The following is a 22,894-nucleotide window of genomic DNA, read 5'->3' on the forward strand; positions in this document are numbered from 1 at the left end:
GATGAATATCGGCCAGGCGGCAAGCGAGACGGGCGTATCGGCAAAAATGATACGCTACTATGAAAGCATTACTTTGTTAAAACCCAGCGCGCGCAGCGACGCCGGTTACCGCATCTACACGCCGAACGACTTGCACGCCCTGCGTTTCATCAAGCGCGGGCGGGGCCTGGGCTTTTCGCTGGAGCAGATCCGCGAGCTGCTGTCGCTGTGGCAAAACGACCAGCGCGCCAGCGCGGACGTGAAAGGCATCGCGCTGGCGCATGTCGCCGATTTGAATCAGCGCATCGCCGAACTGACGGAAATGCGCGATACCCTGGCGCACCTGGCGCAATCGTGCCATGGTGATGATAAGCCCGATTGCCCCATCCTGCAAAGCCTGGGGTTGGCCGGTGACAAGGAAGCGAAAGCATGTTGCCCTTGATGTAAGTCAACGGAGGTGCCTATGGCGTATGAACTGTACTATTGGCCCGCGATACAGGGGCGTGGCGAATTCATCCGTCTGGCCCTGGAAGAGGCGGGCGCCGACTACCGCGACGTCGCCCGCTTGCCTGAGCGCGAGGGGCAAGGCGTTCCCGCCATGCTGGCCTGCCTCGATGGCGGCAGCACGCCACAGGCCGCCTACGCGCCGCCCGTGCTGCGCGATGGCGATGTGCTGATCGGCCAGACGACGAATATCCTGTTGTATCTGGGCCGGCGCCTGGGCCTGGCGCCACGCGCGGAAAGCGGCCGTTTGTGGCTGAACCAGCTGCAACTGACGATGGCCGACTGGCTGACGGAAGTGCACGACACGCACCATCCGCTGTCGATGAATCAATATTACGAAGAGCAAAAACAGGCCGCTACGCTGCGCAGCGCGGATTTCCGCCAAACACGTTTACCCAAGTTTCTCGATTATTTCACGCAAGTGTTGCTGAACAGCCGCGGCCAGTATCTGGTGGGGGCCAGACTCACGTATGGCGACCTGTCGCTGTTCCAGATGCTGGCGGGCCTGCAGTATGCATTTCCGCAAGCCATGGCGCGTCTGGCGCCGCAGTATCCCGCCTTGTTTGCGCTGCACGATATGGTGGCGGCGCGGCCGAACATTGCCCGCTACCTGAAGTCAAAGCGCAGGATACCCTTCAACGAGGAAGGCATCTTCCGCCATTATCCCGAACTGGACGGATAAAAAAACAGCCGGCGCAAGGGCCGGCTGTCTTGTCGAAGCGACTGCTGTTATTGCGCGCTGGTAACGGGAAATCCCGCCTCCACGATGGCGGCGCTGATGGCGCCCAGTTCGGCCGGTGATTCCACCGTGACGCGCTTGCTGGCCAGGTCGATTTGCACTTGGGCTTGCGGATCGATGGCTTGCACCGCTTTCGTGACCGAGCCGACGCAATGGCCGCAGCTCATGTTTTCAACTTGTAACTGGTACATGGCAAGCACTCCTTGAATGGTTAAGTGTGTCCACTGTAATCCTTACCCCAATGGTAAGGTCAAGCTTAGTGCAGCAGAAAATCGTCAGCCTGCATGGGTGGCGGTATGTTCTCGTCCTGCAGGGATTCGCGCAAGCTGATGTCGATGGCGCGGCACATGGCCGACAGCGGCAGATCGTTGGCGTCTTCGCCGAACGGTTCCTCGATCTCGTCGCCCAGCGCATCGAGGCCAAAGAAGGTGTAGGCGACGATGGCGACGACGAAGGGCGTCATGAAACCGAGCGAATCGACGAGGCCGAAAGGCAGCAGGAAGCAGTACAGGTAGGCCGTGCGGTGCAGCAGCAGCGAATACGAAAACGGAATCGGCGTGCTGCGGATGCGTTCGCACGAAGCGCCCGCGCCCACCATGGCCGAGACCGTGTTATCGATCTGCGTGGCGAGGATGCTGTCGATGCGGCCTTGCCGGACGCAGTCGGCCAGGTCGTGGCCCATCTGCAGCATCAGGTAGTCGGACGGATTTGATGCCTTGCAGGCCGCGTCCCATTCGGCCGGACGCAGCAGCGGCTGCAGGTCGGCCGGCCCGCGCGTGTCGCGCAGCTGGTGGCGCAGGGCGTGGCAAAAGGCGATGGTGCGGTAAATCATGCGCACGCGCACGTCTTCCAGGCCCAGCCTGGCGTGGGCCGGCGTGTCGCTGCGTATCATCGTCTGGCACTGGCGCGAGAAATTCCGGCTGCGCAAGACCAGTTCGCCCCACAGCTTGCGCGCTTCCCAGTAGCGGTCGTAGGCGGCCGTGTTGCGAAAGCCCAGGAAGATGGCTAGCGGCAAGCCGATCAGGGTGAACGGGATGGTCGTGAGGATCACCTTGTGGTCGAACAGGGTGCCGTGGCACCAGGTGACGAGGGTGGCGATCAGGGTATTGACGATCAGCGTGGTGCGGATGCGCGGCAGGACGGAACCGCGCACCACGAGGAACAAGCGCAGCGCCGAAGGACGCTCGCGCACGATCATGCGGTGCTCCCTGTGGGGAGCTGGGTTGGCGGGGAACGGCGCGCCCGGTGATCGTTAAAAGGGGTAAGGCGGAGTGGCAATGGCCGGGAACAAAAAGCCCGCGAGGTATGCGGGCTGAGCAGGGTGAGCATGGGAAGCAGTGTAGGGGAGACGGCTTGAGTATAGGCCGCGGACCCGTTTCCAGCCAATTCACAGTGATAATGGGTATTATTCATTTCATGAATGAATATTTCATTTGTAATTTAAATTCATATAACTACTGAAATGACTGTTTCTTTTTTCGTCTGGGCCAGTCGCAATCGAGCAAGTCGCAAGGGGTGCAGGAGCAATGATGGCAGTCCGGCGTCGGGATGTCGCAATCGCAAAATCCCGCTTGGGCCAGATGTCTGCCGCTACGCCGTGCCTGCGGATGCAGCGCGCGATACTGGCGATGCCGTTCGCCGCAGGCGCGCAAGCGGCGCTGTAACAAGGGCAAGCCTGTACGCAAGCCGTGGCGCGCGATGACCTTGTAGCCATAGGCGGAACAGCTGTCGCGCCCCGTCAGCACGCGGTAGGCGCAGGAAAAACCTTTCCATGGCGACAGGTAGCGCTGGTAGGCGCGAATGGCCCACAGGGCCAGGCGTGTGCCGCAAGTGTCGAACGAGAAAATGCCAGCTCCTTTGCCGAGGGCGTCAAGACGGTGGTGCGAGCATACGACAAGTGTCCAAAAAATAATAGCGCCAGCGGCCTAGGCTGCCATGATTTTCCAGCCATACCAGCCGAATGCCGCCACCCACGCCAGCAAGATCGCCAGCCCCGGCAGCAGCAGCCACTTCACCGCCGCCTCTTCCCACGCCGCATACGGCTTGCCGCCGCGCATGATGGCCAGCAGCGCCTGTCCCCCGTTCAAGCCGGCAAACGGCAGCAGGTTGAAGGCGCACAGTTTCAACGAGAACAGGGCGAACACCAGTGCAAAGCCGTGCGTGCGCGCAAACGTTTCCCCATCACCCAGCAATTCCTGCGCCGTCGACAACGGCGCCAGCGCACCGTGGACGATCTGCCCGAAGGCAGCGACAAAGCGCTCCCAGCCCGACGCCCCCATGATACCCAGCGACAAGGCCAGCAGCACCCCCACGCCGCTCAATGGCAGCAGCACCTGCTTCCACAGCGGCTGGAAGTTATAGGCGTCAAGACAGGGATCGTCGTCATACAAAGTTTCCTCGCGCGTATCCTTCAGCACCACGTTGCCGGCCAGGGGCAGCAGCTTGACCTGGACCTTTCCCACGGCCAGCAGGGTAGGTCCCACGCCGTAGCTGATGCTGCGCACGGTAATGCCGAATGCGCGAGCGCACGCGGCCATGACGGAAATGTGGATGAGCATGAAGAGGGCCGTAGCTAGGAAGAATGGAATGGCTGGTGACATTGCTGATATTTTGAAGGGCAGGGCAGACATTAGAACATGCAAAAATAAATCAATACGCCCGATAGTCCGAAATTTATCCTTTGATGGATGTTGAAAATAACTTTAACCGTATCTGGTTGGCAACTATCTTTATTGACTTGACACAAATTCAGTACTATTCCGGCTGCTTTAAGCTTGTCTATGACCTTTAGGGAGTAAAGTTGTACGTGAAAATTCAGTAGTCCCAGATTAATGATGAAGTAGCGAGGCAATAATGAATGACTCGGATATAGTATCTCCAGCTTTTGCATCAGATTTTATGCAAGGCAGTCTGTCTGCAGACGCAAAACTTGAGCGCGCCCGTACGGAGTTGCTGGACCTGACTGCACGTAACCGCTTGCTGAATATTCCACGCTCATCTACTACCGCACGCACCATTGATGTGGTTGATGAGAAGTCGAGCGAGATATTTCGATTGATGGTATCCGAAAGTCGTCCATTTAACTTTTTGCCTGGGAGGGCTGCAAGCAAGATTGACCTTGATAATACGGATGCTAACGCTGATGAAATCGCGGAATTGGCGCCAGCCCATGATGACAGTGTCGACGCGCGCGGTGTTTTGAACCGGCATGCCGATACGCGCCTGCAAACCAGACTCACTGCCAAGGGGCTGCAGAAGCGCCTGCTTGACATGTATCTCGATGCACGTACCTTGGAGGAGGAGCAGGGCGTCAATATCTTGTTCTTGGCGCTCGGTACCTTGAAATGGCTCGATCCGTTGAATGCGAAGAATGTGCGATACGCGCCGCTGATCCTGATTCCCGTCAGCTTGGAAAGGGGCAACGCCGCAGAGCAATTCAAATTGAAATGGCGCCAGGAAGAGCATTCATCGAATCTGTCGCTGGAAGCCTTTCTGGAGCGCGTGCACCATTTAAAAATGCCCACATATGAAGCTGGCGATGAATTCGACCCCATGGCCTACATCGACGCCGTCAGGGATGCTGTGCAGTCGAAAGAGGGCTGGGTAGTAGATGCCGACGATATCGTGCTCGGTTTCTTTTCATTTTCCAAATTCCTGATGTACCGCGACCTCGACCCCGCCATGTGGCCGGAAGGCGGGCTGACGAATCAACCTTTGATGCGTGGTTTGTTATCCGATGGTTTTGCTGCGGGTGCATCAACCATTCCAGAAGACGCTAACCTGGACGATTATATTGCGCCGGCCGAGTTGTTGCATATCGTCGATTGCGACAGTTCGCAAACGCTGGCCGTGCACGATGTGCGCGCTGGCCGTAACTTGGTGATCCAAGGACCGCCGGGTACTGGCAAATCTCAAACCATTGCTAATGTCATCGCGTCGGCGATTGCCGATGGCAAGACGGTACTGTTCGTAGCGGAGAAAATGGCCGCCCTCGAGGTGGTCAAGCGGCGACTGGATCAAGCTGGCGTTGGCGATGCCTGTATTGAATTGCACAGTAATAAAGCTAACAAGAAAATGTTTCTCGATGAGCTGCGCCGTACGTCTGAACTAGGCTCACCCAAGGGGGATGCGGCCACCACCTTGAACAACCGATTGCTGCTGGCGCGCGATCAGCTCAACGCACACAGTGCACGCTTGCACCTGCGGCACTCGGTCGCTAAGCTCACGCCCTATCAAGTGATCGGCGAATTGAGCAAATTACGTCTGGAACATGTCAAGCCGGTGGACATCCGTTTACAGCAGCCTGAAAGCTGGTCGCCCGACGAGGTGCAGCAGCGCCTGGCAGTGGTTGAAGAGTTGGCGCAGCGCATCGTTGACATTGGCGAGCCGGGCGACCATCCATGGCGCGGCGTGGCGCTCAAAATGATACTTCCCAATGACGTGGAGCGCCTGGTGTCGCGTATCACGGCCATGCGTGCGCGCTGCAAGGAGCTTGCTGAACAACAGGCAGAGCTGGCCATGTCGCTCGATACGGTGGCACCGGCTGTGCTGCGCGACTTTACCTATTTGGTGGCGCTGGCGCGCGACGTTGCTGCGGCGCCCACGCTTGCCAACGAAGCCCTGCGGGCGCCAGAATGGAGCGAGCAGTCGAATGCCCTGATGGCTTTGATCGACGATGGCATCCAATTGCAACGTTTGCAGGCTGCTCTTGCGGGCGAAATCCATGCCGACGCGTGGGAGATTGAAGTGCTTGACTTGCGCCAGCAACTGGCCGGCTTGCCGCAGTACGCGAACGCACAGGCCTTCGAACGGGCGGTGGCCTTGCAAACGCTGTTTAGTAGGCTCGATGGCGAAGTTGCTTTGCTAAGCCGATTGCTCGGTGTCGATGCCGGCAGCCAAATGGCAAGCTACAGTGAGATCAACCGTTTGGTATTGACGGCACAGAAAGTGGCGACGGCACCTGATGTCAGTCCCGAGGTGTTTGTTTCGACAGTATGGGATCAAGGCGTGGAACAGGCTGCCGATCTGGCGCAATGCGTGGTGGCGCTGGAAGGCTTACAGGCGCGGCTGGAAGGAAAAATTAGCAGCGATGCCTGGCAGCTTGATCTGTCTGGGGCGCGCCAGACGTTGGCCGTCCACGGTGACAGCCTGCTGCGTTTCGTCAGCAGCGAGTGGCGCGCGGCTAGCAAGCAGGTCAAGGGCCTGTTGCGCAATCCGGACACAGCGCTGCCCGAACAGCTGGAAATTCTCGACCATCTGGGCGAAGCGAGAAAACTGCTGGAGCGGATTGAGTTAAGCAATACATTTGGCAGCGGTGCGTTTGGTGCCGACTGGAAGGGTGGCCAATCGCGCTCGGCGCCTTTGCTGGCGCTGGTGGAATGGATGCGCAGCTTGCGTGGCTTGGGAGCTCAGCCGCGAATTATTGCCAGCAAGTTGCCTGACCGCTCGGAAATTAGCCGTCGGGCTGCACTGCTGGAGAGCCTGCTGCAGCAAATCCGGCCTCTGTTAGACGCGATGTGGTTCAACGGCTGGAAAGACGAACCCGCTTTTCGTGAATGGGCTAGCGTGGAGGCCTCCGCCCTTGAGACTGTGGCCGGGCAAGTGTCTCGGCTTGCGTTTTGTCAGACCGGCTGCCAGGCTGTGATGCCACATGTACCGCTAGACCTTTCAGACAAGATTGCGCGCCTTGACTTGTTGATCGAAGCGCAGCAACTACACCGAGATATTGATGCGGGTAGCGAACTGGGCCGAGCTGCGTTTGGGGCGCATTGGCAGGGTTCATTGTCCGACTGGGAGAGTTTGCGCATCAGCACGGTGTGGATGGCGTCCAAGTCTAGACTGCGCCATATGGTTGCGCGCCACGATAATCGCGCCGCGCCGCTACATCGTGCGTTAGAGCTTGAAGCTGCGCAGGACAAGTTCGTGAGTGAACTCGACGAACTCTATAGCGAGTTATGTACCAATAACGACAAGCTGTTTCAGGTGCCGGCTATCTTGGATTTGCCCGCCTTTGCCTTGCTTGGACGTATGGCGGTGTGGATTGAATTTTCCGAAGAGTTGTCGAAGTGGGTGATCTACCGCGACCGCTGTTCCAAGGCGCGCCAGTTGGGTATCGGTGAAATTGTCACGCAACTGGAAGCTGGCACGCTGATTCCTAGGGATGCCATGCGCACGTTCACAATGGCGTATTTTGAAGCGCTTTTTGCTGATCAAGTACGCAGCGACGAGGCGCTAGCCCATTTTGACGGGCACCTCCATAGCCGCCTGGCGGCAGATTTTACGCAGATGGACCGCCAGCGCATTGCAGCATCCAGTCTGGAAGTGGTGCAAGCACACCACCGTCGCATCCCGCAGGGAGGCGGTGCGATCGGCCCCTTAGGGGTGCTGCGCGGCGAAATGGCCAAACGTAAGGGGCATATGCCGATACGCCGCTTGATGCAGCGCGCTGCACCCGCAATCCAGGCGCTCAAGCCGGTATTTATGATGAGTCCGCTATCGGTAGCCCAGTTCCTGCCTCCCGGGCAACTCAGTTTTGATTTGCTGGTGATGGACGAGGCCAGCCAGATCCAGCCTGTGGATGCGCTGGGGGCCATTGCACGCTCGCGTCAAGTGGTTGTGGTGGGTGACGAGCGGCAATTGCCACCAACCAAGTTCTTTTCCAAGATGACCAGCGCCGAGCCCGATGAAGACGGTGACGATGATGCACAAGTCTCCGATATTGAGAGCATCCTGGGGCTGTTTACTGCACGCGGCTTGCCGCAACGCATGCTGCGCTGGCATTACCGTAGCCGACATCAGTCCTTGATCGCTGTATCGAACAGCCAGTTCTATGAAAACAAGCTGTTTATCGTGCCCAGTCCCTACACCCAAGAGGCGGGCATGGGCTTGCAGTTTCATCACGTAGCTAACGGCGTATTTGATTCCGGCAACACTGGCACCAATGCGGAAGAGGCTAGGGTCATTGCCGGGGCTATTATCGATCATGCGCGCAACTCACCGGAACATTCGTTGGGCGTGGCGACTTTTTCGGTCAAGCAGCGGCGAGCCATCCAGGATGAACTGGAGTTATTACGCCGCGAGCATCAGGACGTGGAGCCCTTTTTTCAGCAGCATGCCAGCGAGCCGTTTTTCATCAAGAACCTGGAAAACGTGCAGGGCGACGAACGTGATGTGATTTTTATCTCGGTTGGCTACGGTCGCAACAAGCTTGGCTACATGGCCATGCGCTTCGGCCCACTGAGTGCAGAAGGTGGTGAGCGGCGCCTCAATGTGCTGATCAGTCGTGCCAAGCGCCGCTGCGAAGTGTTTGCCTCGATTACCGATGAAGATATCGATCTTGAACGTGCCAAAGGGCGGGGTGTAGTGGCTTTCAAGCTGTTCCTGCATTTCGCGCGCACAGGCAGGCTGGGCTTGTCGCGCGTATCTGGGCGCGAATATGACAGTCCGTTTGAAATACAGGTGGCCGATGCCGTTAAGGCCTGCGGGTACGAAGTCCATCCACAAGTCGGCATCGCCGGGTTTTTTATCGACCTGGGTATTGCCGACGCCCAGCATCCGGGCCGCTATCTGCTGGGCATCGAGTGCGATGGTGAGTCCTACCATAGCTCGCGCTCGGCGCGTGATCGCGATCGCTTGCGTCAGGCCGTGCTGGAAGACCATGGTTGGATCATCCACCGTATTTGGGGACTCGACTGGTTCCAGAGGCCCAATAATGAGTTGCAGCGCCTGCTGATGGCCATTGATGCAGCCAAGACCGAGCTGGCAGCGCGCGCTGAACTCCATGCGAAGCAGGAGCGCAAGCCGGGCGTGTCGGTAGTGACCGTGGAGCGAGAAGATCATGCCGAGATTGGATTGGAAAGGAATGGACAAAACAGGCCGGCGGCCTATGTCGAAGCGATCCCTGCCAAACCTGCCTATGCCGACGACTTGCATGAGATGCCGGTAGCGGCCTTGAGCGACTTAGTCAAGCAGATCGTTAGCCTGGAAGGTCCGGTGCATGTCGATGAAGTCGTGGTGCGCCTGCGTGCTGCGTGGGGCTTGAAACGGACCGGCGCGCGCATCCAGGCAGCGGTGGAGCGCGCCATTCATGCTGCTATACGCTTCGATGGCATGATCATGACGGAGCGTTTTTTGAGCATGGCCGATACCATCATCAGCATCCGTGACCGCGGCGCCGTTGTTTCCGACACCCTTCGTAAACCCGACATGTTGCCGCCGCAGGAAATCGACGTTGCAATCCTTGATACGCTACAGAAAAACTATGGCGCAGGATTGGTCGAAATTGCTCAGTACGTGGCGCGCCTGTTTGGTTTTAAGGCCACCAGCCCGCAGTTGCGCGACACCATCCGTGCTCGCATCGATGATCTACTGCTGCGCGGCTTGCTGCAGAAAAATGGTGAGGTGTTCGAGCTAAGACAGCAAGACAGCATATAAGCCTGTCAGTAAGAAAAAAGCCCCGCCTGCATTGCTGCAGCCGGGGCTTTCGAATGAATGGGCAGCTTGCGCCGCCCGCTATAAGTTACAGCACGTTACAGCACTTCGCTGGCGTGATCGGCCAGGCGCGAACGCTCGCCGCGGGCCAGGGTGACGTGGCCGCTGTGGGTCCAGCCCTTGAAGCGGTCGACCACGTAAGTCAGGCCGCTCGAGCCTTCCGTCAGGTACGGCGTGTCGATCTGCGCGATGTTGCCCAGGCACAGGATCTTCGTGCCGGGACCGGCGCGCGTGACGAGGGTCTTGACTTGTTTCGGCGTCAAGTTCTGGGCTTCATCAATGATGAGGAACTTGTTCACAAACGTGCGGCCGCGCATGAAGTTGAGCGACTTGATCTTGATGCGCGAGCGGATCAGGTCTTGCGTTGCCGCACGGCCCCATTCGCCGCCATCCGAGTCGGACTTGTTCAGCACTTCCAGGTTGTCGTCGAAGGCGCCCATCCATGGCGACATCTTTTCTTCTTCCGTGCCTGGCAGGAAACCGATGTCTTCGCCCACCGGCACCGTCACGCGGGTGACGATGATTTCATTGTAGAGCTTGGTTTCCAGCACTTGCGCCAGGCCGGCGGCCAGGGCCAGCAGGGTCTTGCCGGTACCGGCCTGGCCCAGCAGGGTGACGAAGTCGCATTCCGGATTCATCAGCAAGTTCAGCGCGAAGTTCTGCTCGCGGTTGCGCGCCGTCACGCCCCACACATTGTTCTTCGTGTGGCTGAAGTCGCGCAGGGTTTGCAGCACGGCCGTCTTGCCGTTGATCTGTTTTACCTGGCCGTAGAATGGCGTTTCGCCGTTTTTCGGTTCCAGGTAGATGAACTGGTTGACCAGCAAGGATGGGATGAACGGACCCGTCACGCGGTAGAACGTCGAGCTGTAGCCGTTCTTGCTTTCCTGCCAGGATTCCATGTCCTTGCCGTGCTTGTTCCAGAAGTCGTCCGGCAATTGCACGATGCCCGAGTACAGCAAGTCCGTGTCTTCCAGCACATGGTCGTTGAAGTAGTCTTCGGCCGGCAAGCCCAGGGCGCGCGCCTTGATGCGCATGTTGATGTCTTTCGACACCAGCACGACGGGACGGCCTTCCTGTTCCGCTTCCAGCGAACGCACGACGGCCAGGATCTGGTTGTCGGCCTTGCCCACTGGCAAGCCTGCCGGCAGGTCGGCGCTTTGCAGACGCGTCTGGAAGAACAAGCGGCCCTTGGCGTCTTTGTTGCCCAGCTTGGACAGCAGGATGCCGTGTTCGATGGCGTCGTCGTCCGTGTTGCTGATCAGGGCGTCGAGCGTGCGCGAAACCTGGCGTGCATTGCGCGCCACTTCCGTCATGCCCTTTTTATGGTTGTCCAGCTCTTCCAGGGTCATCATCGGCAGGTACACATCGTGTTCCTCGAAGCGGAACAGCGACGATGGGTCGTGCATCAGCACGTTCGTGTCGAGCACGAACAGTTTGCTGATGCCGCGCTGGTCGGCGGCGCGGCTGGCGGACGACTTGAGCTGCACTTCCACCGCCTTGTGCTTGGCCGGATGTGGCTGCTCGGCTTGCTTGACGGGCTTGATCGGCGTGACCTTGCCTTTTGCCGCCGGCCTGGCTTTCGCCCCAGGCGCGGCAACGACGGCAGGAGCGGCCGCAGGCACAGCAACGGCTGGCGCAGGCGCCGGCTTGGCGACCATCAGGGCCGCCACTTGCTTGATCTTCGTGGCCGCATTGCGGACCGGCTTGGCAACTTCGGCGATCGCCGCTTCAATGATCGGTGCAGCCACTTTCTTGGCTGCCGGGGTTTTGGTGGCCGGGCGCGCTGCGCCTGCGGTTGGGTAATCTTGGGTGGCCAGGATGGTGGCTGGCTTGCTCGGTAATTTTGGCAGTGGCATCAGGATCTCAATCAAAAAATTTCTGGAATGAATCGCCCATGGGCAGCCAGCTTCTGGCGGCACTTCTCATGGGGTGGATGCGGGGGAACAACAATGCTACAGGACGAGTAACTGCCGGAAGGCCGGCAGCATGGCCGGTCATGGACGCCATAGTCGGGCTGCAGGCCCGCCTGGCGGAGTGGATGGAGGCGCTTCGTTGACTCAAAATGGCGATAGGTACCGTGAACTGAACTGCGGTTGAACCAGGCTCGCTGGAAGCCGACAACGCGCATTGGATCAATATGGACGATCAATTCAGATGCGCTACGAATTCCAGCACTTCTTCCACGTGAGTTGCGACCTTCACGCCTCTCCATTCTTTCACCAATCGGCCCTGGGCGTCAATCACAAACGTGCTGCGCTCGACGCCACGAACCGTCTTGCCGTACATCTGTTTCATCTTCATGACGTTAAACAGCAGGCAAACGGCTTCGTCCGGGTCGGAAATGAGCTCGAATGGCAGCTCCAGCTTGGCTTTGAAGCTTTCGTGTGAGCGCAGGGAATCGCGGCTGATGCCGTAGATTTCCACGCCGGCAGCGACGAATTGCGAATACGCATCGCGGAAGGCGATGTTTTCCGTGGTGCAGCCAGGAGTGTTGTCCTTCGGATAGAAAAACAGCACCGTGGCCTTGGCCGGACGGCCCAGCAACTGAAAGGTCTTGCCGCTGGTCATGGCGGCGCTAAAGTCGGGTATGCTAACGAGGGATTGGCTATCAGCCACAGGTTCTCTCCTGAACGGTGATCATCAGCGCTGGTTTTTAATCTGGCAACGCATCCAGGTGCAACAATACAGCATTCAGGCCGCTTTGCCCTGCACAATCAGGCGTCCCGAACGGCCTGGCAACTCATCCCAGGTGACGGGACAAACGGGCAAGTCCGTATTTTTTATCTTTTCATAATAATCGCCCATCGCTGCAAACTGGTAGCCCTGGGTTTTCCAGCCAGCCAGCAGTTGTTCGAAAATGGGGGCGAGTTTCTGTCCTTCAAGTTCCGCATGCAAGGTATACACGTGATCGCGGGGATTATCCGCCGTCAGCGACAATATATGCGCGGCAACATTGCCGGTCGTGATCAGCTTGCCGTCGATTTCGCAGCCCAGCAATTCATCCAGGGTGGGCAGGGTGGTGGGCAATTGTACGCATTGCAGGATGGTGTTGCCGTTGCGCACGCGGTGCGGGCCATTGCTGGCATGCACCATGGCGCCGCGCGCGTCGAGCATGGCGCGGCCGTCGGAGGCAAAGCGGTAGCCGGCCGTGTCGTGTTCGACAAAGGCGCTGACATTCATTTGCCAGCCGGCCGCGCCGTGCGTGTGTGGCTTGGCGCCAAACACTTGCTCGTAGCGGTTGGCGGCCTTGCGCATCATGTTGATGGTCCAGGCGGCGTTGCGCTTGGCCACGTTGTCTTGCCACAGGGTGTGATCCCAGGTGTGGATGCCGCACTCGAAACCGGCATCGCGCACGGCGCGCAATTGCGCCGCGCATTGCTTGCCGATATCGGGTCCCGGCAGCAAAGTGCCGTACATCAATGTTTTCAAGCCGTAGTGTTCGACCACCGAGGTGCGCGAGACCTTGCTGAAAAAGCCCGGCTTCAAGGCGCGCCGCAGGGCCCAGCCCGTATGGTCGGGGCCCAGCGAGAACAGAAAAGTGGCCTTGGCCTGGTGCGCGGCCAGCATGCGCACCAGATTGCCCATGCCTTCACGGGTGCCGCGATAGGTATCGACGTCGATTTTCAGGGTCAGGAACGGCTTGCTCAACATTAATCCATCAGTGCTTTGGCTTGGGCTACCTGGCTGCGGTAGGCGTCGAAAATATTGCGCAGGGAATCGGCCATGGTGGTGGTCGGCGCCCAGCCCAGCTCTTCGCAGGTATTCGTGATTTTCGGCACGCGGTTTTGCACGTCCTGGTAGCCGGCGCCGTAGTAGGCGCCCGAGGTCGTTTCCACGATGTTCACGTGTTTCGCGCCTTCGGCGTATTCCGGATATTCGGCGGCCAGGGTCAGCATCATGCCGGCCAGGTCGCGGATCGAATAGTTATTGATCGGATTGCCAATGTTGTAAATCTTGCCGCTGGCGATGCCGTTCTTGTTGGCGATGATGCGCATCAGCGCATCGATGCCGTCGTCGATGTAGGTGAACGCGCGTTTCTGCGCGCCGCCGTCGACCAGCGAGATGTTTTCGCCGCGCACGATGTGGCCGAAGAATTGCGTCACCACGCGCGAGGAACCTTCTTTCGGCGTGTGGATCGAGTCCAGGCCCGCGCCGATCCAGTTGAACGGACGGAACAGGGTGAAGTTCAAACCTTCCATGCCGTAGCCCCAGATCACGCGGTCCATGAGTTGCTTGGCGTTCGAATAAATCCAGCGCGGCTTGTTGATCGGGCCGCAGATCAGTTCCGAGTTTTCCGGGTCGAATTCCTCGTCATGGCACATGCCATACACTTCCGAGGTCGACGGGAAGACCAGGTGCTTGCCGTACTTGGCGGCCGAGCGGACGATGGGCAGGTTGGCTTCGAAGTCCAGTTCGAAGACGCGCAGCGGCTGCTTGACGTAGGTCGACGGCGTGGCGATGGCCACCAGCGGCAGGATCACGTCGCACTTCTTGACGTGGTACTCGACCCATTCCTTGTTGATCGTGATGTCGCCTTCGAAGAAGTGCATGCGCGACTTGTAGTTGTCATCTTCCAGCAATTCCGTGATGCGGTCCGTGTTCATGTCCATGCCGTAGACATGCCAGTCGGTGGTTTCCAGGATGCGCTTGGACAGGTGGTGGCCGATGAAGCCGTTGACGCCTAAGATGAGGACTTTTTTCATGTGAGATTCTCTTGTGTGATATCAGTGTGTGCTGACGCGGGTGGTCAGACTTGCTTGCAATTGCTGAGCCGAAACCGGCTCCCCGGCAGCCCTCAGCGCGGAAATGGCCAGCATGCGGCCGTCTCCGCAGACGCCAAAGATGCAATTATCCACTACCGCCAAGCCAGGTGGCAAACTTCCTGCTGAAAGCTTGCTTAAACGGGCTTTTTCGATGATGTAAATGACATCGTTGACTTCGGTGAACGCGCCGGGATAGGGGGGCGCGACGGCCCGGTGCAGGTTGTATACCTGCTGCGCCGGTAACTTCCAGTCGATGCGGCCGTCTTCCGGCGTGCGTCCGCCAAAGTAGCCGCCCTGGCGCAAATCGTTGAGCTGGCGCGGCGCCGTGCCGTCCAGTAAGGCCGGCAGCACGTGCCACAAGGTTTGTTCCGCCGCCACGGTGACCTTGCCGAAGACTTCGAAGGCCGTGTCGTCGGGCAGGATGGGCACGGCCGTTTGCGCGACGATGGCGCCGGCATCGGGCTTGACCGTCATTTCATGCAGGGTGGCGCCCGTTTGCGGGGCGCCATGCAGCACGGCCCAGTTGACGGGCGCGCGGCCGCGGAACTGCGGCAGCAGCGAGCCGTGCATATTGTAGGCGGGCGCGACTTCCAGGATGCTGGCCGGCAGCATGTGGCGGTAGTAAAAGCTGAACAGCATGTCCGGTGCCGCTGCCTGCACCTGCGCCAGCAATTCGGGCGCGCGCGCGTCCGAAGGCGTGATGTACGGAATGCCTTCGGCCTGGCACAGGCTGGCGACGGATTCGAACCACAGGTTTTCCGTGGGGCTGTCTTCGTGCGTGACGACGAGGGCGATGTCGACGCCGCCGGCCAGCAGCACCTTGATGCAGCGCACGCCGACATTGTGGTAGCCGAAGACGACGGCGCGTGGGGCGCCCATCAGCGGCCCACCTGGCGCTTTTCCAGGCGCACATACGATGCCGCCTCGGCTTCCGCCTGGACCATGCCGTCCTGCAAGATGGTTTGCACCACGTAGCGGGGACGGGCGCGCACTTGCTGGAAGATGCGTCCCACGTATTCGCCCACCAGGCCGATGCCGAACAGGATCACGCCCATCAGGAAGAAGGCGATGGCGAACAGGGTAAACACGCCTTGCGCCTCGGCGCCGAACAGGAAGCGGCGCGCCAGCAGATAGATCACCAGCACGGCCGAACTGAAGGACAGCAGCATGCCCAGCATCGAAAAGATTTGCAGGGGTATCAGCGAAAAGCCCGTGACCAGGTCGAAATTGAGGCGGATCAGGCTATACAGCGAATATTTCGACTCGCCGGCCGAGCGTTCCTCGTGCTCGACGGTAATTTCCGTGGGCTTGCGGGCGAACGTGTAGGCCAGGGCGGGCACGAAGGTGTTGACCTCGGCGCACTGGTTGACCAGGTCGATCACGTTGCGGCCATACGCGCGCAGCATGTTGCCCTGATCGGTAATCTTGATATTCGTGATCTTTTCACGCAGACGATTCATCATCTTCGAGGCCAGGGTGCGCCAGGCGGAATCTTGCCGCTTGCGCCGGATCGAGCCCACGTAATCGTAGCCTTCGCGCATCTTCGCCACCAGGTTGCCGATTTCTTCGGGCGGGTTTTGCAGGTCGGCGTCGAGCGTGACCATGATCTGCCCGCGCGACGCTTCAAAACCGGCCAGGATGGCCATGTGCTGGCCATAATTACCGTTGAACAGGACGACGCGCGTGACGTCGGGGCGCTGGCGGAACTGTTCCGCCAGGATGGCCACCGAATTGTCGCGGCTGCCGTCGTTGATGAAGATGATCTCGTAGCTCGTCTGCAGGGCGTCGAGGGCCGGATACAGGCGGGCGAACAGGCTGGCCAGGCCATCCTGCTCGTTGTAGATTGGAATGATAATGGACAGTTCAGGTTTCATCGGCGCGCTGCTCATTTGATGAGTATGGATTTGACGGTGGCGACGGCGCGTTCCACGTCCTGTGTCGTCATGGCGTAGAACATCGGCAAGGTCACGGTCAGGCGGCCGATCTTTTCCGAGACGGGGAACATGCCCTCGGTAAAGCCGCGTTCGCGGTACATGGTAAACAGGTGGATCGGTGCGTAATGATAGCCCGTTCCCACGTTTTGCTGCGCCATTTGCTGCATGAAGTCAGCGCGCGTGCCGGGGCCATTATCGGGCAGGATGATCTGGAACAAATGCCAATTGCTGTTCTCAAAATCCTGCACCGGCAGCTGGGCGCCGCTCAGGGCTTCGAAGTCGCTGCCGAATTGCTCAAAGTAATGGCGCGCCAGCGCGCGGCGGTGGGCCGTGATCGCATCGACATTGGCGAACTGGCCCAGGCCGATGGCGGCCATGATGTCGCTCATGTTGTATTTGCCGCCCAGCACGTCGACGTCGATACCGTCGACGCCGCTGCGCGTGACGCCCTGCAGCCGGTATTTCTCGGCCAGCTTGGCTTCTTCCAGGTTGTTCAGGACCAGCGCACCGCCTTCGCCCGTGGTGATGTTCTTGTTGGCCTGGAAGCTGAACGAGACGAAGTCGCCAAACGCGCCGATGCGCTTGCCCTTCCAGGTGGAGCCGAACGCTTGCGCCGCGTCTTCCACGACGCGCAGCTTGTACTTGTCGGCAATCGCGTACAGGCGGTCCATGTCGACGGGCAAGCCGGACAGGTAGACGGGGATGATGGCTTTCGTGCGCGGGGTGATGGCCGCTTCCAGCTTGTCGAGGTCGATATTGCGCGTGACGGGGTCGATGTCGGCAAACACGGGCGTGGCGCCCACTTCGATGATGACGTTGGCCGTCGCTACCCACGACACGGGCGTGGTGATGACTTCGTCGCCGGGGCCTATGCCGGCGATGCGCAGCGCGATTTCCATGGTGCACGTGCCCGAATTGAAGGTGCGCACGGGACGCCCGCCGAAATACTCGGACAGCTGGGCTTCGAAGGCCTGCACTTTCGGGCCGCTGGTGATCCAGCCCGAGCGCAGCACGTCGCCGACGGCGGCGATGGTCGCTTCATCGATGGTGGGTTTGGAAAAGGGCAAAAAGGGCAGGGTAGAGGTCATGGGCGCAATTCTTGAATCTGTGTTGGGTCAGGGTATCGGCATCGCCGAGGCTGCCAGTGCCGTTAAAGGCGGCTGGCAGGCATGGCTATTTTATATCGTCAGTATGGCGGCACAGCCAGTTCAGCGGTGAAAAATCCAGCTGATGCGGGGGCGGGGCAGGCTGGCCGGGGGCGCGGTCCGTGCTGCCTCGCGCCCCGGTTAAACATTATTTGTTGGCAATGACCATGCGGCGCGCATCTTCGGCAATCACGCGCATGGGCACGCCACGCGCTTGCAATTCCTTGTAACGGTTCAGGCTGATAATGGCCATGCCCCGCACGCCGGCATGGGCATCGTTCGTCCATTGCGTGATGAAAGTCTCGATGTCCGGAATGGACAGCTCGGGCTGCTGTTTCAGGCCAAACGTGAACTCATCCCAGTAATCGACGAGGATCACGGGCCGCTGCAGGTAATACGTCAGCGACTGCTCATAGATGCCGACCGAATAGAGCTTGGTATCGGCCGTCAGTTCGGCCTGAATCTGCGGCAGCATGTCGGTGCCCGCGCGGTTCTGGCCATACAGTTCCGAGCCGGCCAGGATGCAGTGCGTGGCCAGGAAGCCGGCGCCGGCGATGGTCAGCACGGTCATGTCGCGGCGCAGCTGGCGCGCATGCAGCAAGGCCAGGGCGCCGCCGGCCAGGGCGAAGAAGCCGGCCGCCATCAGCCATGGCTGGTAACCCTTGAGCGCGACCAGGGCTTCCGCGTCGCGTGCGCTGGCCTTGCCGAAGGCGATCGGTCCGCCGATCAGGATGGCCGCGCCCAGCACGCACAGCAGGCCGGCGGCGAACAGGCGCTGGCGGCGCGAGGCCGATTCCAGATACAGCGCCACCAGCAGGGCCAGCGCCGGGAAGACGGGCACGATGTAGCCAGGCAGCTTCGAGGTTGAATAGCTGAAGAAGAAGAAAATGAAGACGGCCCAGATCAGCAGCATCAAGCGGGGCTGGAAGGCGCCATCCTGGCGCTTGAATGCGGCGGCCAGGCTTTGCGGCAGCACGCCTATCCAGGGCAGGATGCCGGGAATGAGCAGCACCAGGAAGTAGTACCAGGCGCCTTCGCGCTTGTGGCCCTTCATCAGGAAGCGCTGGAAGTGCTCATGGATGAAGAAGAAATGCGGCTGTTCCGGATTGCGCAGGGCGACCAGCACGAACCACGGCGTGGCGATGGCGAAGAACACCAGCAAGCCCTTGACCAGATGCAAGCGCGTCCAGATGCGCCAGTCGCGCGCGCACAGCGAATACAGCACCAGCACGCCGCCCGGCAGCACGATGCCGATCAGGCCCTTGGCCAGCACGGCCAGCGCCATGGCGGCCCAGCAGGCCAGCATCCAGTTGCGCCGCTCGTTCGCCGTGGCGTCGTCGCGCTGGGCGATCAGCAGGCTGCCCAGGGTGAGGGTCATCATGCCCGACAGGCCCATGTCCAGCGAATTGATCTGGCCGGAAGCGAGCCAGAACAGGCTCGACGCCAGCACCAGGCCAGCATACAGGCCCACGCGCGGGCCGAACACTTTTTTGCCCGCATACGCCGTCATGCACACGCCGATGATGCCGCACAGGCCAGTCCACAAACGCGCCTGCCATTCGCCCAGGCCGAAGGCGGCGAAGGTCAGCGCATTCATCCACGTTTGCAGCGGTGGCTTTTCAAAGTACTTGATGCCGTTCAGGCGCGTGGTGATCCAGTCGCCCGTGACGAACATTTCGCGCGCCATCTCGGCGTAGCGGCCCTCGTCGGGCGGTACCAGGGTACGGATACCCAGCGCATACAGGGTGACGACGATGAAGATGCCCAGCAGCGACCACATCAGCACCCGCGACGAGTGCAGCTCGTTGACGTTGATTTTCATGCGGCCTTGCCTGCGGCCGGGGCCAGGATCAGGGCCAGGGTGACCTTGCGGCCTTCGCCCATGAGGATATTGTAGGTGCGGCAGGCAGCCTGGCTATCCATGCATTCGACGCCGATGCGGCGCATGGTCAGCGCGGCCGTCAGTTTCGGATGCACGAAGCGCTGGCGCTCGCCCGTGCCGAGGATGACCACGTCGGGTGCGTCGGCCAGGATTTGCGCGAAATGCGCCTCCGTCAATTCTTCGAAACTGGTGACTTCCCACGCCCGCGGCGGTGTTTCCGGCATCACGATCAGGCTGTAGTTGTAGGGCTGGGCATTGATCTCGACGCCGTTTTCGTCATAGCCGGTGACAGTCTGGTATTGTTGGGTGCTGCTGGCGTGGAGTTTCATGGCGATATCGGGGCTGGTCGTGTCGGTTGATCGGTGCGCGCGCGGCCAAACTGCGTGCCGCGGCCAAGGGCGTAAGCATGCCATAAATGACAGAAAAGAGCGACTGAAAAGCAATATCCTTTCCAAATTGCAATGTTCGGCGCCACAGTGGCAATGCCTGCCTGCGCCATGGTAATGCTGCAAGATTAAGGGAAGATGAAGATGGCGCCCGCCCGATTGCCGTGCGGAGGCGCCGGCGTGGCAGAATCGGCGTCAAATGCTGGGGTTCGCCATGTTTAATTTGATAAAATGGCCTGTTTTCGGCGAGAATGGTTGTTTTCGCCTTGCAGTCTTTCGCAACGCAGTTTCACGGGTTCATAGTTCTGGCGCGGCTATCATGCTGCAAGTTCTGGTCACCGCGCCGCATCACGACAGGGATTTATTTTGCGACCGATTCAGAAATCGAATAAATTGGCGGACGTCTGCTACGACATCCGCGGCCCGGTCCTGGAAAAATCCAGGCAAATGGAAGAAGAAGGCCACAAGATCACCAAGCTCAATATCGGCAATCTGGCCGTATTCGGCTTCGATCCGCCCGACGAGATCGTGCGCGACATGATGCTCAATCTGCAGAACGCGGCCGGCTATACGGATTCGAAAGGCATGTTCGCGCCGCGCAAGGCCGTCATGCACTACACGCAGGGCAAGAATATCGCCGGCGTGACCATCGATGACATTTACCTGGGCAATGGCGCTTCCGAACTGATCGTCATGTCGATGAACGCGCTGCTCAACAGTGGCGACGAAGTGCTGGTGCCGGCGCCCGATTACCCGCTGTGGACGGCCGCCGTCAGCCTGTCGGGCGGCAATCCCGTGCACTATGTGTGCGACGAGCAGAACGAGTGGTATCCCGACATTGAGGACATGCGCCGCAAGATCACGCCGCAAACGAAAGCCATCGTCGTCATCAACCCGAACAATCCCACGGGCGCGCTGTATCCGGTTTCCGTGCTGCTGCAGATCGTCGAACTGGCGCGCCAGCACCAATTGATCATTTTCGCCGACGAGATCTACGACAAGGTGCTGTACGACGAAGCCGAGCACGTGTCGATCGCCTCGCTGGCCGACGACGTGCTGTTCATCACCATGAACGGCCTGTCGAAGAATTACCGCTCCTGCGGCTACCGTTCCGGCTGGATGGTGGTCTCGGGTGAAAAGCGCCACGCAAAAGATTACATCGAAGGCCTCAACATGCTGGCCTCGATGCGGCTATGCGCCAACGCGCCGGGGCAGTTTGCCATCCAGACGGCGCTTGGCGGCTACCAGAGCATACAAGACCTGGTGGGGCCCGGCGGGCGCCTGTTGAAACAGCGCGACCTGGCGCACAAGCTGCTGACCGATATTCCGGGCGTCACCTGTGTCAAGCCAAAGGCCGCGCTGTACATGTTCCCGCGCCTGGACCCGGAGATCTATCCGATCGCCGACGACCAGCAGTTTGCCTATGAATTACTGGCCGAAGCGAAGGTCTTGATCGTGCAGGGCACGGGCTTCAACTGGATCGCGCCCGACCATTTCCGCGTCGTCTTCCTGCCCAACTCCGATGACCTGACCGAGGCCATGGGGCGCATTGCGCGCTTCCTCGAAGGCTATCGCAAGCGTCACGGCCGGGGCTGAATCAGCCAGCAGCAATCTCGATCAACCTGGCGCCGCCCAAGGGGGCGCCACTTATGAGCAGTCAAGCACAACTATGAAATCCATCAAGATCGGCCTGCTGGGCCTGGGCAACGTCGGTTACGGCACGTTCAGCGTCCTGAAACGCAACCAGGAAGAAATCAAGCGCCGCGCGGGCCGCGGCATTGAAGTCGTCGCCGTCGCCGTGCGCGACGTGGCGCGCGCCGAAGCGCTCGTCGCCGGCGGCTGCAAGGTCGTCAACGACCCCTACCAGATCGTCAACGATCCCGAGATCGACATCGTCGTCGAACTGATCGGTGGCTACGACCTGTCGAAAACCCTGGTGATGCAGGCGATTGCCAACGGCAAGCACGTGGTCACGGCCAACAAGGCCCTGCTGGCCGTGCACGGCAACGAAATCTTCGCCGCCGCCCAGGACAAGGGCGTGATGGTGGCCTTCGAGGCGGCCGTCGCCGGCGGCATCCCCATCATCAAGGCGCTGCGCGAAGGCTTGACGGCCAACCGCATCGAATGGATCGCCGGCATCATCAACGGCACCACCAATTTCATCCTGTCCGAGATGCGCGACAAGGGCCTGGACTTTGCCACCGTGCTGAAACAGGCGCAGGAACTCGGTTACGCGGAAGCCGACCCCACCTTCGACATCGAGGGCGTCGACGCCGCGCACAAGGCCACCATCATGTCGGCCATCGCCTTCGGCATCCCGGTGCAGTTCGACAAGGCTTACGTGGAAGGCATCAGCAACCTCAATGCCGTCGACATCCGCTACGCCGAGCAGCTGGGCTACCGCATCAAGCTGCTCGGCATCACCAAGCGCGCCACCGTCAACGGCGTGGAAGGCATCGAGCTGCGCGTGCATCCGACCCTGATCCCGGCCAAGCGCCTGATCGCCAACGTGGAAGGCGCCATGAACGCGGTGCTCGTGCATGGCGACGCCGTCGGCGCCAGCCTGTATTCGGGCCGCGGCGCGGGCGCCGAGCCGACCGCTTCGTCGGTGATCGCCGACCTGGTCGACATCACGCGCCTGGCCACGGCCGACCCGGAACACCGCGTGCCGCACCTGGCGTTCCAGCCGAACGCGATGACCGATATCGCGATTCTGCCGATGTCGGAAATCACCACCAGCTACTACCTGCGCATGCACGTGGCCGACCAGCCGGGCGTGCTGGCCGACCTGACGCGCATCCTGGCCGAACGCGGCATCTCGATCGACGCCATGCTGCAAAAAGAGCCGGCCGAAGGCGAGACGCATACGGACATCATCATGCTGACGCACCAGACGCAGGAAAAGAACGTCACGGCCGCCATCGAGAAGATGGAAGCCCTCAACAGCGTGGTGGGCACGGTCACCAAGATCCGCCTGGAAAACCTCAGCTGAGCGTTTGCAGCGATCCATGCAAAACGGCGCCCGCGGGCGCCGTTTTTTTATGCGTGATGTTGCCGGATGACGGCGCCCAC

At 60.1% G+C, this 22,894-nt stretch carries 18 protein-coding genes; 5 read left to right on the forward strand and 13 right to left on the reverse strand.

The window, feature by feature from the left end; genetic code table 11:
- Position 1: 1 nt before the first annotated feature.
- Together cueR and ACPJXG_RS07135 are read left to right on the forward strand one after the other, a co-directional pair.
- Positions 2–421: a Cu(I)-responsive transcriptional regulator gene (gene cueR / locus ACPJXG_RS07130; RefSeq protein ID WP_034750463.1), complete on the forward strand. Its 420-nt coding sequence runs from the start codon at positions 2–4 to the stop codon at positions 419–421.
- A gap of 21 nt (positions 422–442) precedes the next feature.
- Positions 443–1,165, forward strand: coding sequence for a glutathione S-transferase (locus ACPJXG_RS07135; RefSeq protein ID WP_425253799.1), 723 nt, complete (start codon positions 443–445; stop codon positions 1,163–1,165).
- 47 nt (positions 1,166–1,212) lie between these two features.
- Here the strand turns inward: ACPJXG_RS07135 and ACPJXG_RS07140 are convergent, their stop codons facing one another.
- The 4 genes from ACPJXG_RS07140 to ACPJXG_RS07155 all read right to left on the reverse strand — a co-directional run bounded on the left by ACPJXG_RS07140 (position 1,213) and on the right by ACPJXG_RS07155 (position 3,780).
- Positions 1,213–1,413 carry a heavy-metal-associated domain-containing protein gene (locus ACPJXG_RS07140; protein WP_034750458.1) on the reverse strand — a complete coding sequence of 67 codons (201 nt, stop codon included), beginning with the start codon at positions 1,411–1,413 and terminating at the stop codon, positions 1,213–1,215.
- Between the two features lie 65 nt (positions 1,414–1,478).
- Complete coding sequence (locus tag ACPJXG_RS07145) at positions 1,479–2,420, reverse strand: bestrophin family protein (protein WP_425253800.1); 942 nt, start codon at positions 2,418–2,420, stop codon at positions 1,479–1,481.
- A 256-nt stretch (positions 2,421–2,676) separates the two neighbouring features.
- Complete coding sequence (yidD, locus tag ACPJXG_RS07150; protein WP_425254722.1) at positions 2,677–3,135, reverse strand: membrane protein insertion efficiency factor YidD; 459 nt, start codon at positions 3,133–3,135, stop codon at positions 2,677–2,679.
- A gap of 12 nt (positions 3,136–3,147) precedes the next feature.
- Positions 3,148–3,780: a site-2 protease family protein gene (locus ACPJXG_RS07155; protein ID WP_425253801.1), complete on the reverse strand. Its 633-nt coding sequence runs from the start codon at positions 3,778–3,780 to the stop codon at positions 3,148–3,150.
- 340 nt (positions 3,781–4,120) lie between these two features.
- On the opposite strand from ACPJXG_RS07155, the gene ACPJXG_RS07160 reads away from it, so the two are divergent.
- Positions 4,121–9,655: a DUF3320 domain-containing protein gene (locus ACPJXG_RS07160; RefSeq protein ID WP_425253802.1), complete on the forward strand. Its 5,535-nt coding sequence runs from the start codon at positions 4,121–4,123 to the stop codon at positions 9,653–9,655.
- Positions 9,656–9,750: 95 nt separating this feature from the next.
- Here the strand turns inward: ACPJXG_RS07160 and ACPJXG_RS07165 are convergent, their stop codons facing one another.
- From ACPJXG_RS07165 to ACPJXG_RS07205, 9 genes are all read right to left on the reverse strand, one after another.
- A complete protein-coding gene (locus tag ACPJXG_RS07165) occupies positions 9,751–11,568 on the reverse strand; it encodes a PhoH family protein (RefSeq protein WP_219307327.1) in 1,818 nt (605 codons plus the stop codon).
- A gap of 289 nt (positions 11,569–11,857) precedes the next feature.
- Positions 11,858–12,328 (reverse strand): peroxiredoxin, encoded by a 471-nt coding sequence (locus ACPJXG_RS07170; RefSeq protein WP_034785468.1) that lies wholly within the window; start codon positions 12,326–12,328, stop codon positions 11,858–11,860.
- Between the two features lie 75 nt (positions 12,329–12,403).
- Positions 12,404–13,363, reverse strand: a complete 960-nt coding sequence (locus ACPJXG_RS07175; RefSeq protein ID WP_035820990.1) for a polysaccharide deacetylase family protein — start codon at positions 13,361–13,363, stop codon at positions 12,404–12,406.
- The gene (locus ACPJXG_RS07180; RefSeq protein WP_035820989.1) at positions 13,363–14,415 is read right to left on the reverse strand and encodes a bifunctional UDP-4-keto-pentose/UDP-xylose synthase; all 1,053 of its coding nucleotides are present in this window, start codon (positions 14,413–14,415) and stop codon (positions 13,363–13,365) included. Before ACPJXG_RS07180 ends, ACPJXG_RS07175 begins: the two co-directional genes overlap by 1 nt.
- Before the next feature lie 21 nt (positions 14,416–14,436).
- Entirely contained in the window at positions 14,437–15,354 is a 918-nt protein-coding gene (locus ACPJXG_RS07185) for a formyltransferase (RefSeq protein ID WP_425253803.1), read from the reverse strand.
- Entirely contained in the window at positions 15,354–16,349 is a 996-nt protein-coding gene (locus tag ACPJXG_RS07190; RefSeq protein WP_425253804.1) for a glycosyltransferase, read from the reverse strand. The genes ACPJXG_RS07185 and ACPJXG_RS07190 overlap by 1 nt, the downstream gene beginning before the upstream one ends.
- An 11-nt stretch (positions 16,350–16,360) precedes the next feature.
- On the reverse strand, positions 16,361–17,497 hold the full coding sequence (locus ACPJXG_RS07195; RefSeq protein ID WP_425253805.1) for a DegT/DnrJ/EryC1/StrS family aminotransferase: 1,137 nt from the start codon (positions 17,495–17,497) through the stop codon (positions 16,361–16,363).
- 205 nt (positions 17,498–17,702) lie between these two features.
- Positions 17,703–19,376, reverse strand: a complete 1,674-nt coding sequence (locus tag ACPJXG_RS07200; RefSeq protein ID WP_425253806.1) for a glycosyltransferase family 39 protein — start codon at positions 19,374–19,376, stop codon at positions 17,703–17,705.
- Complete coding sequence (locus tag ACPJXG_RS07205; protein WP_176389577.1) at positions 19,373–19,765, reverse strand: Mth938-like domain-containing protein; 393 nt, start codon at positions 19,763–19,765, stop codon at positions 19,373–19,375. The genes ACPJXG_RS07200 and ACPJXG_RS07205 overlap by 4 nt, the downstream gene beginning before the upstream one ends.
- Before the next feature lie 423 nt (positions 19,766–20,188).
- Between ACPJXG_RS07205 and ACPJXG_RS07210 the strand changes: the two genes are divergently transcribed.
- Both ACPJXG_RS07210 and ACPJXG_RS07215 read left to right on the forward strand, forming a co-directional pair.
- Positions 20,189–21,418, forward strand: coding sequence for a pyridoxal phosphate-dependent aminotransferase (locus tag ACPJXG_RS07210; RefSeq protein WP_034750427.1), 1,230 nt, complete (start codon positions 20,189–20,191; stop codon positions 21,416–21,418).
- Positions 21,419–21,491: 73 nt separating this feature from the next.
- On the forward strand, positions 21,492–22,814 hold the full coding sequence (locus ACPJXG_RS07215; RefSeq protein ID WP_035820979.1) for a homoserine dehydrogenase: 1,323 nt from the start codon (positions 21,492–21,494) through the stop codon (positions 22,812–22,814).
- The last annotated feature ends 80 nt before the right edge of the window (positions 22,815–22,894 follow it).

Origin of the sequence: Janthinobacterium sp. NFX145 (assembly GCF_049810325.1) — a bacterium.
In the GTDB taxonomy this organism is placed as follows: domain Bacteria; phylum Pseudomonadota; class Gammaproteobacteria; order Burkholderiales; family Burkholderiaceae_D; genus Janthinobacterium; species Janthinobacterium rivuli.

What these genes read in the sequence shown, in the direction of transcription:
- ACPJXG_RS07185 (WP_425253803.1), bottom strand. Translation starts at nt 15,354, where the DNA reads ATGGGCGCCCCACGCGCCGTCGTCTTCGGCTACCACAATGTCGGCGTG.
- ACPJXG_RS07195 (WP_425253805.1), bottom strand. Translation starts at nt 17,497, where the DNA reads ATGACCTCTACCCTGCCCTTTTTGCCCTTTTCCAAACCCACCATCGAT.
- ACPJXG_RS07200 (WP_425253806.1), bottom strand. Translation starts at nt 19,376, where the DNA reads ATGAAAATCAACGTCAACGAGCTGCACTCGTCGCGGGTGCTGATGTGG.
- ACPJXG_RS07135 (WP_425253799.1), top strand. Translation starts at nt 443, where the DNA reads ATGGCGTATGAACTGTACTATTGGCCCGCGATACAGGGGCGTGGCGAA.
- cueR (WP_034750463.1), top strand. Translation starts at nt 2, where the DNA reads ATGAATATCGGCCAGGCGGCAAGCGAGACGGGCGTATCGGCAAAAATG.
- ACPJXG_RS07215 (WP_035820979.1), top strand. Translation starts at nt 21,492, where the DNA reads ATGAAATCCATCAAGATCGGCCTGCTGGGCCTGGGCAACGTCGGTTAC.
- ACPJXG_RS07205 (WP_176389577.1), bottom strand. Translation starts at nt 19,765, where the DNA reads ATGAAACTCCACGCCAGCAGCACCCAACAATACCAGACTGTCACCGGC.
- ACPJXG_RS07190 (WP_425253804.1), bottom strand. Translation starts at nt 16,349, where the DNA reads ATGAAACCTGAACTGTCCATTATCATTCCAATCTACAACGAGCAGGAT.
- ACPJXG_RS07175 (WP_035820990.1), bottom strand. Translation starts at nt 13,363, where the DNA reads ATGTTGAGCAAGCCGTTCCTGACCCTGAAAATCGACGTCGATACCTAT.
- ACPJXG_RS07155 (WP_425253801.1), bottom strand. Translation starts at nt 3,780, where the DNA reads ATGCTCATCCACATTTCCGTCATGGCCGCGTGCGCTCGCGCATTCGGC.
- ACPJXG_RS07145 (WP_425253800.1), bottom strand. Translation starts at nt 2,420, where the DNA reads ATGATCGTGCGCGAGCGTCCTTCGGCGCTGCGCTTGTTCCTCGTGGTG.
- ACPJXG_RS07180 (WP_035820989.1), bottom strand. Translation starts at nt 14,415, where the DNA reads ATGAAAAAAGTCCTCATCTTAGGCGTCAACGGCTTCATCGGCCACCAC.
- ACPJXG_RS07160 (WP_425253802.1), top strand. Translation starts at nt 4,121, where the DNA reads ATGCAAGGCAGTCTGTCTGCAGACGCAAAACTTGAGCGCGCCCGTACG.
- ACPJXG_RS07165 (WP_219307327.1), bottom strand. Translation starts at nt 11,568, where the DNA reads ATGCCACTGCCAAAATTACCGAGCAAGCCAGCCACCATCCTGGCCACC.
- ACPJXG_RS07140 (WP_034750458.1), bottom strand. Translation starts at nt 1,413, where the DNA reads ATGTACCAGTTACAAGTTGAAAACATGAGCTGCGGCCATTGCGTCGGC.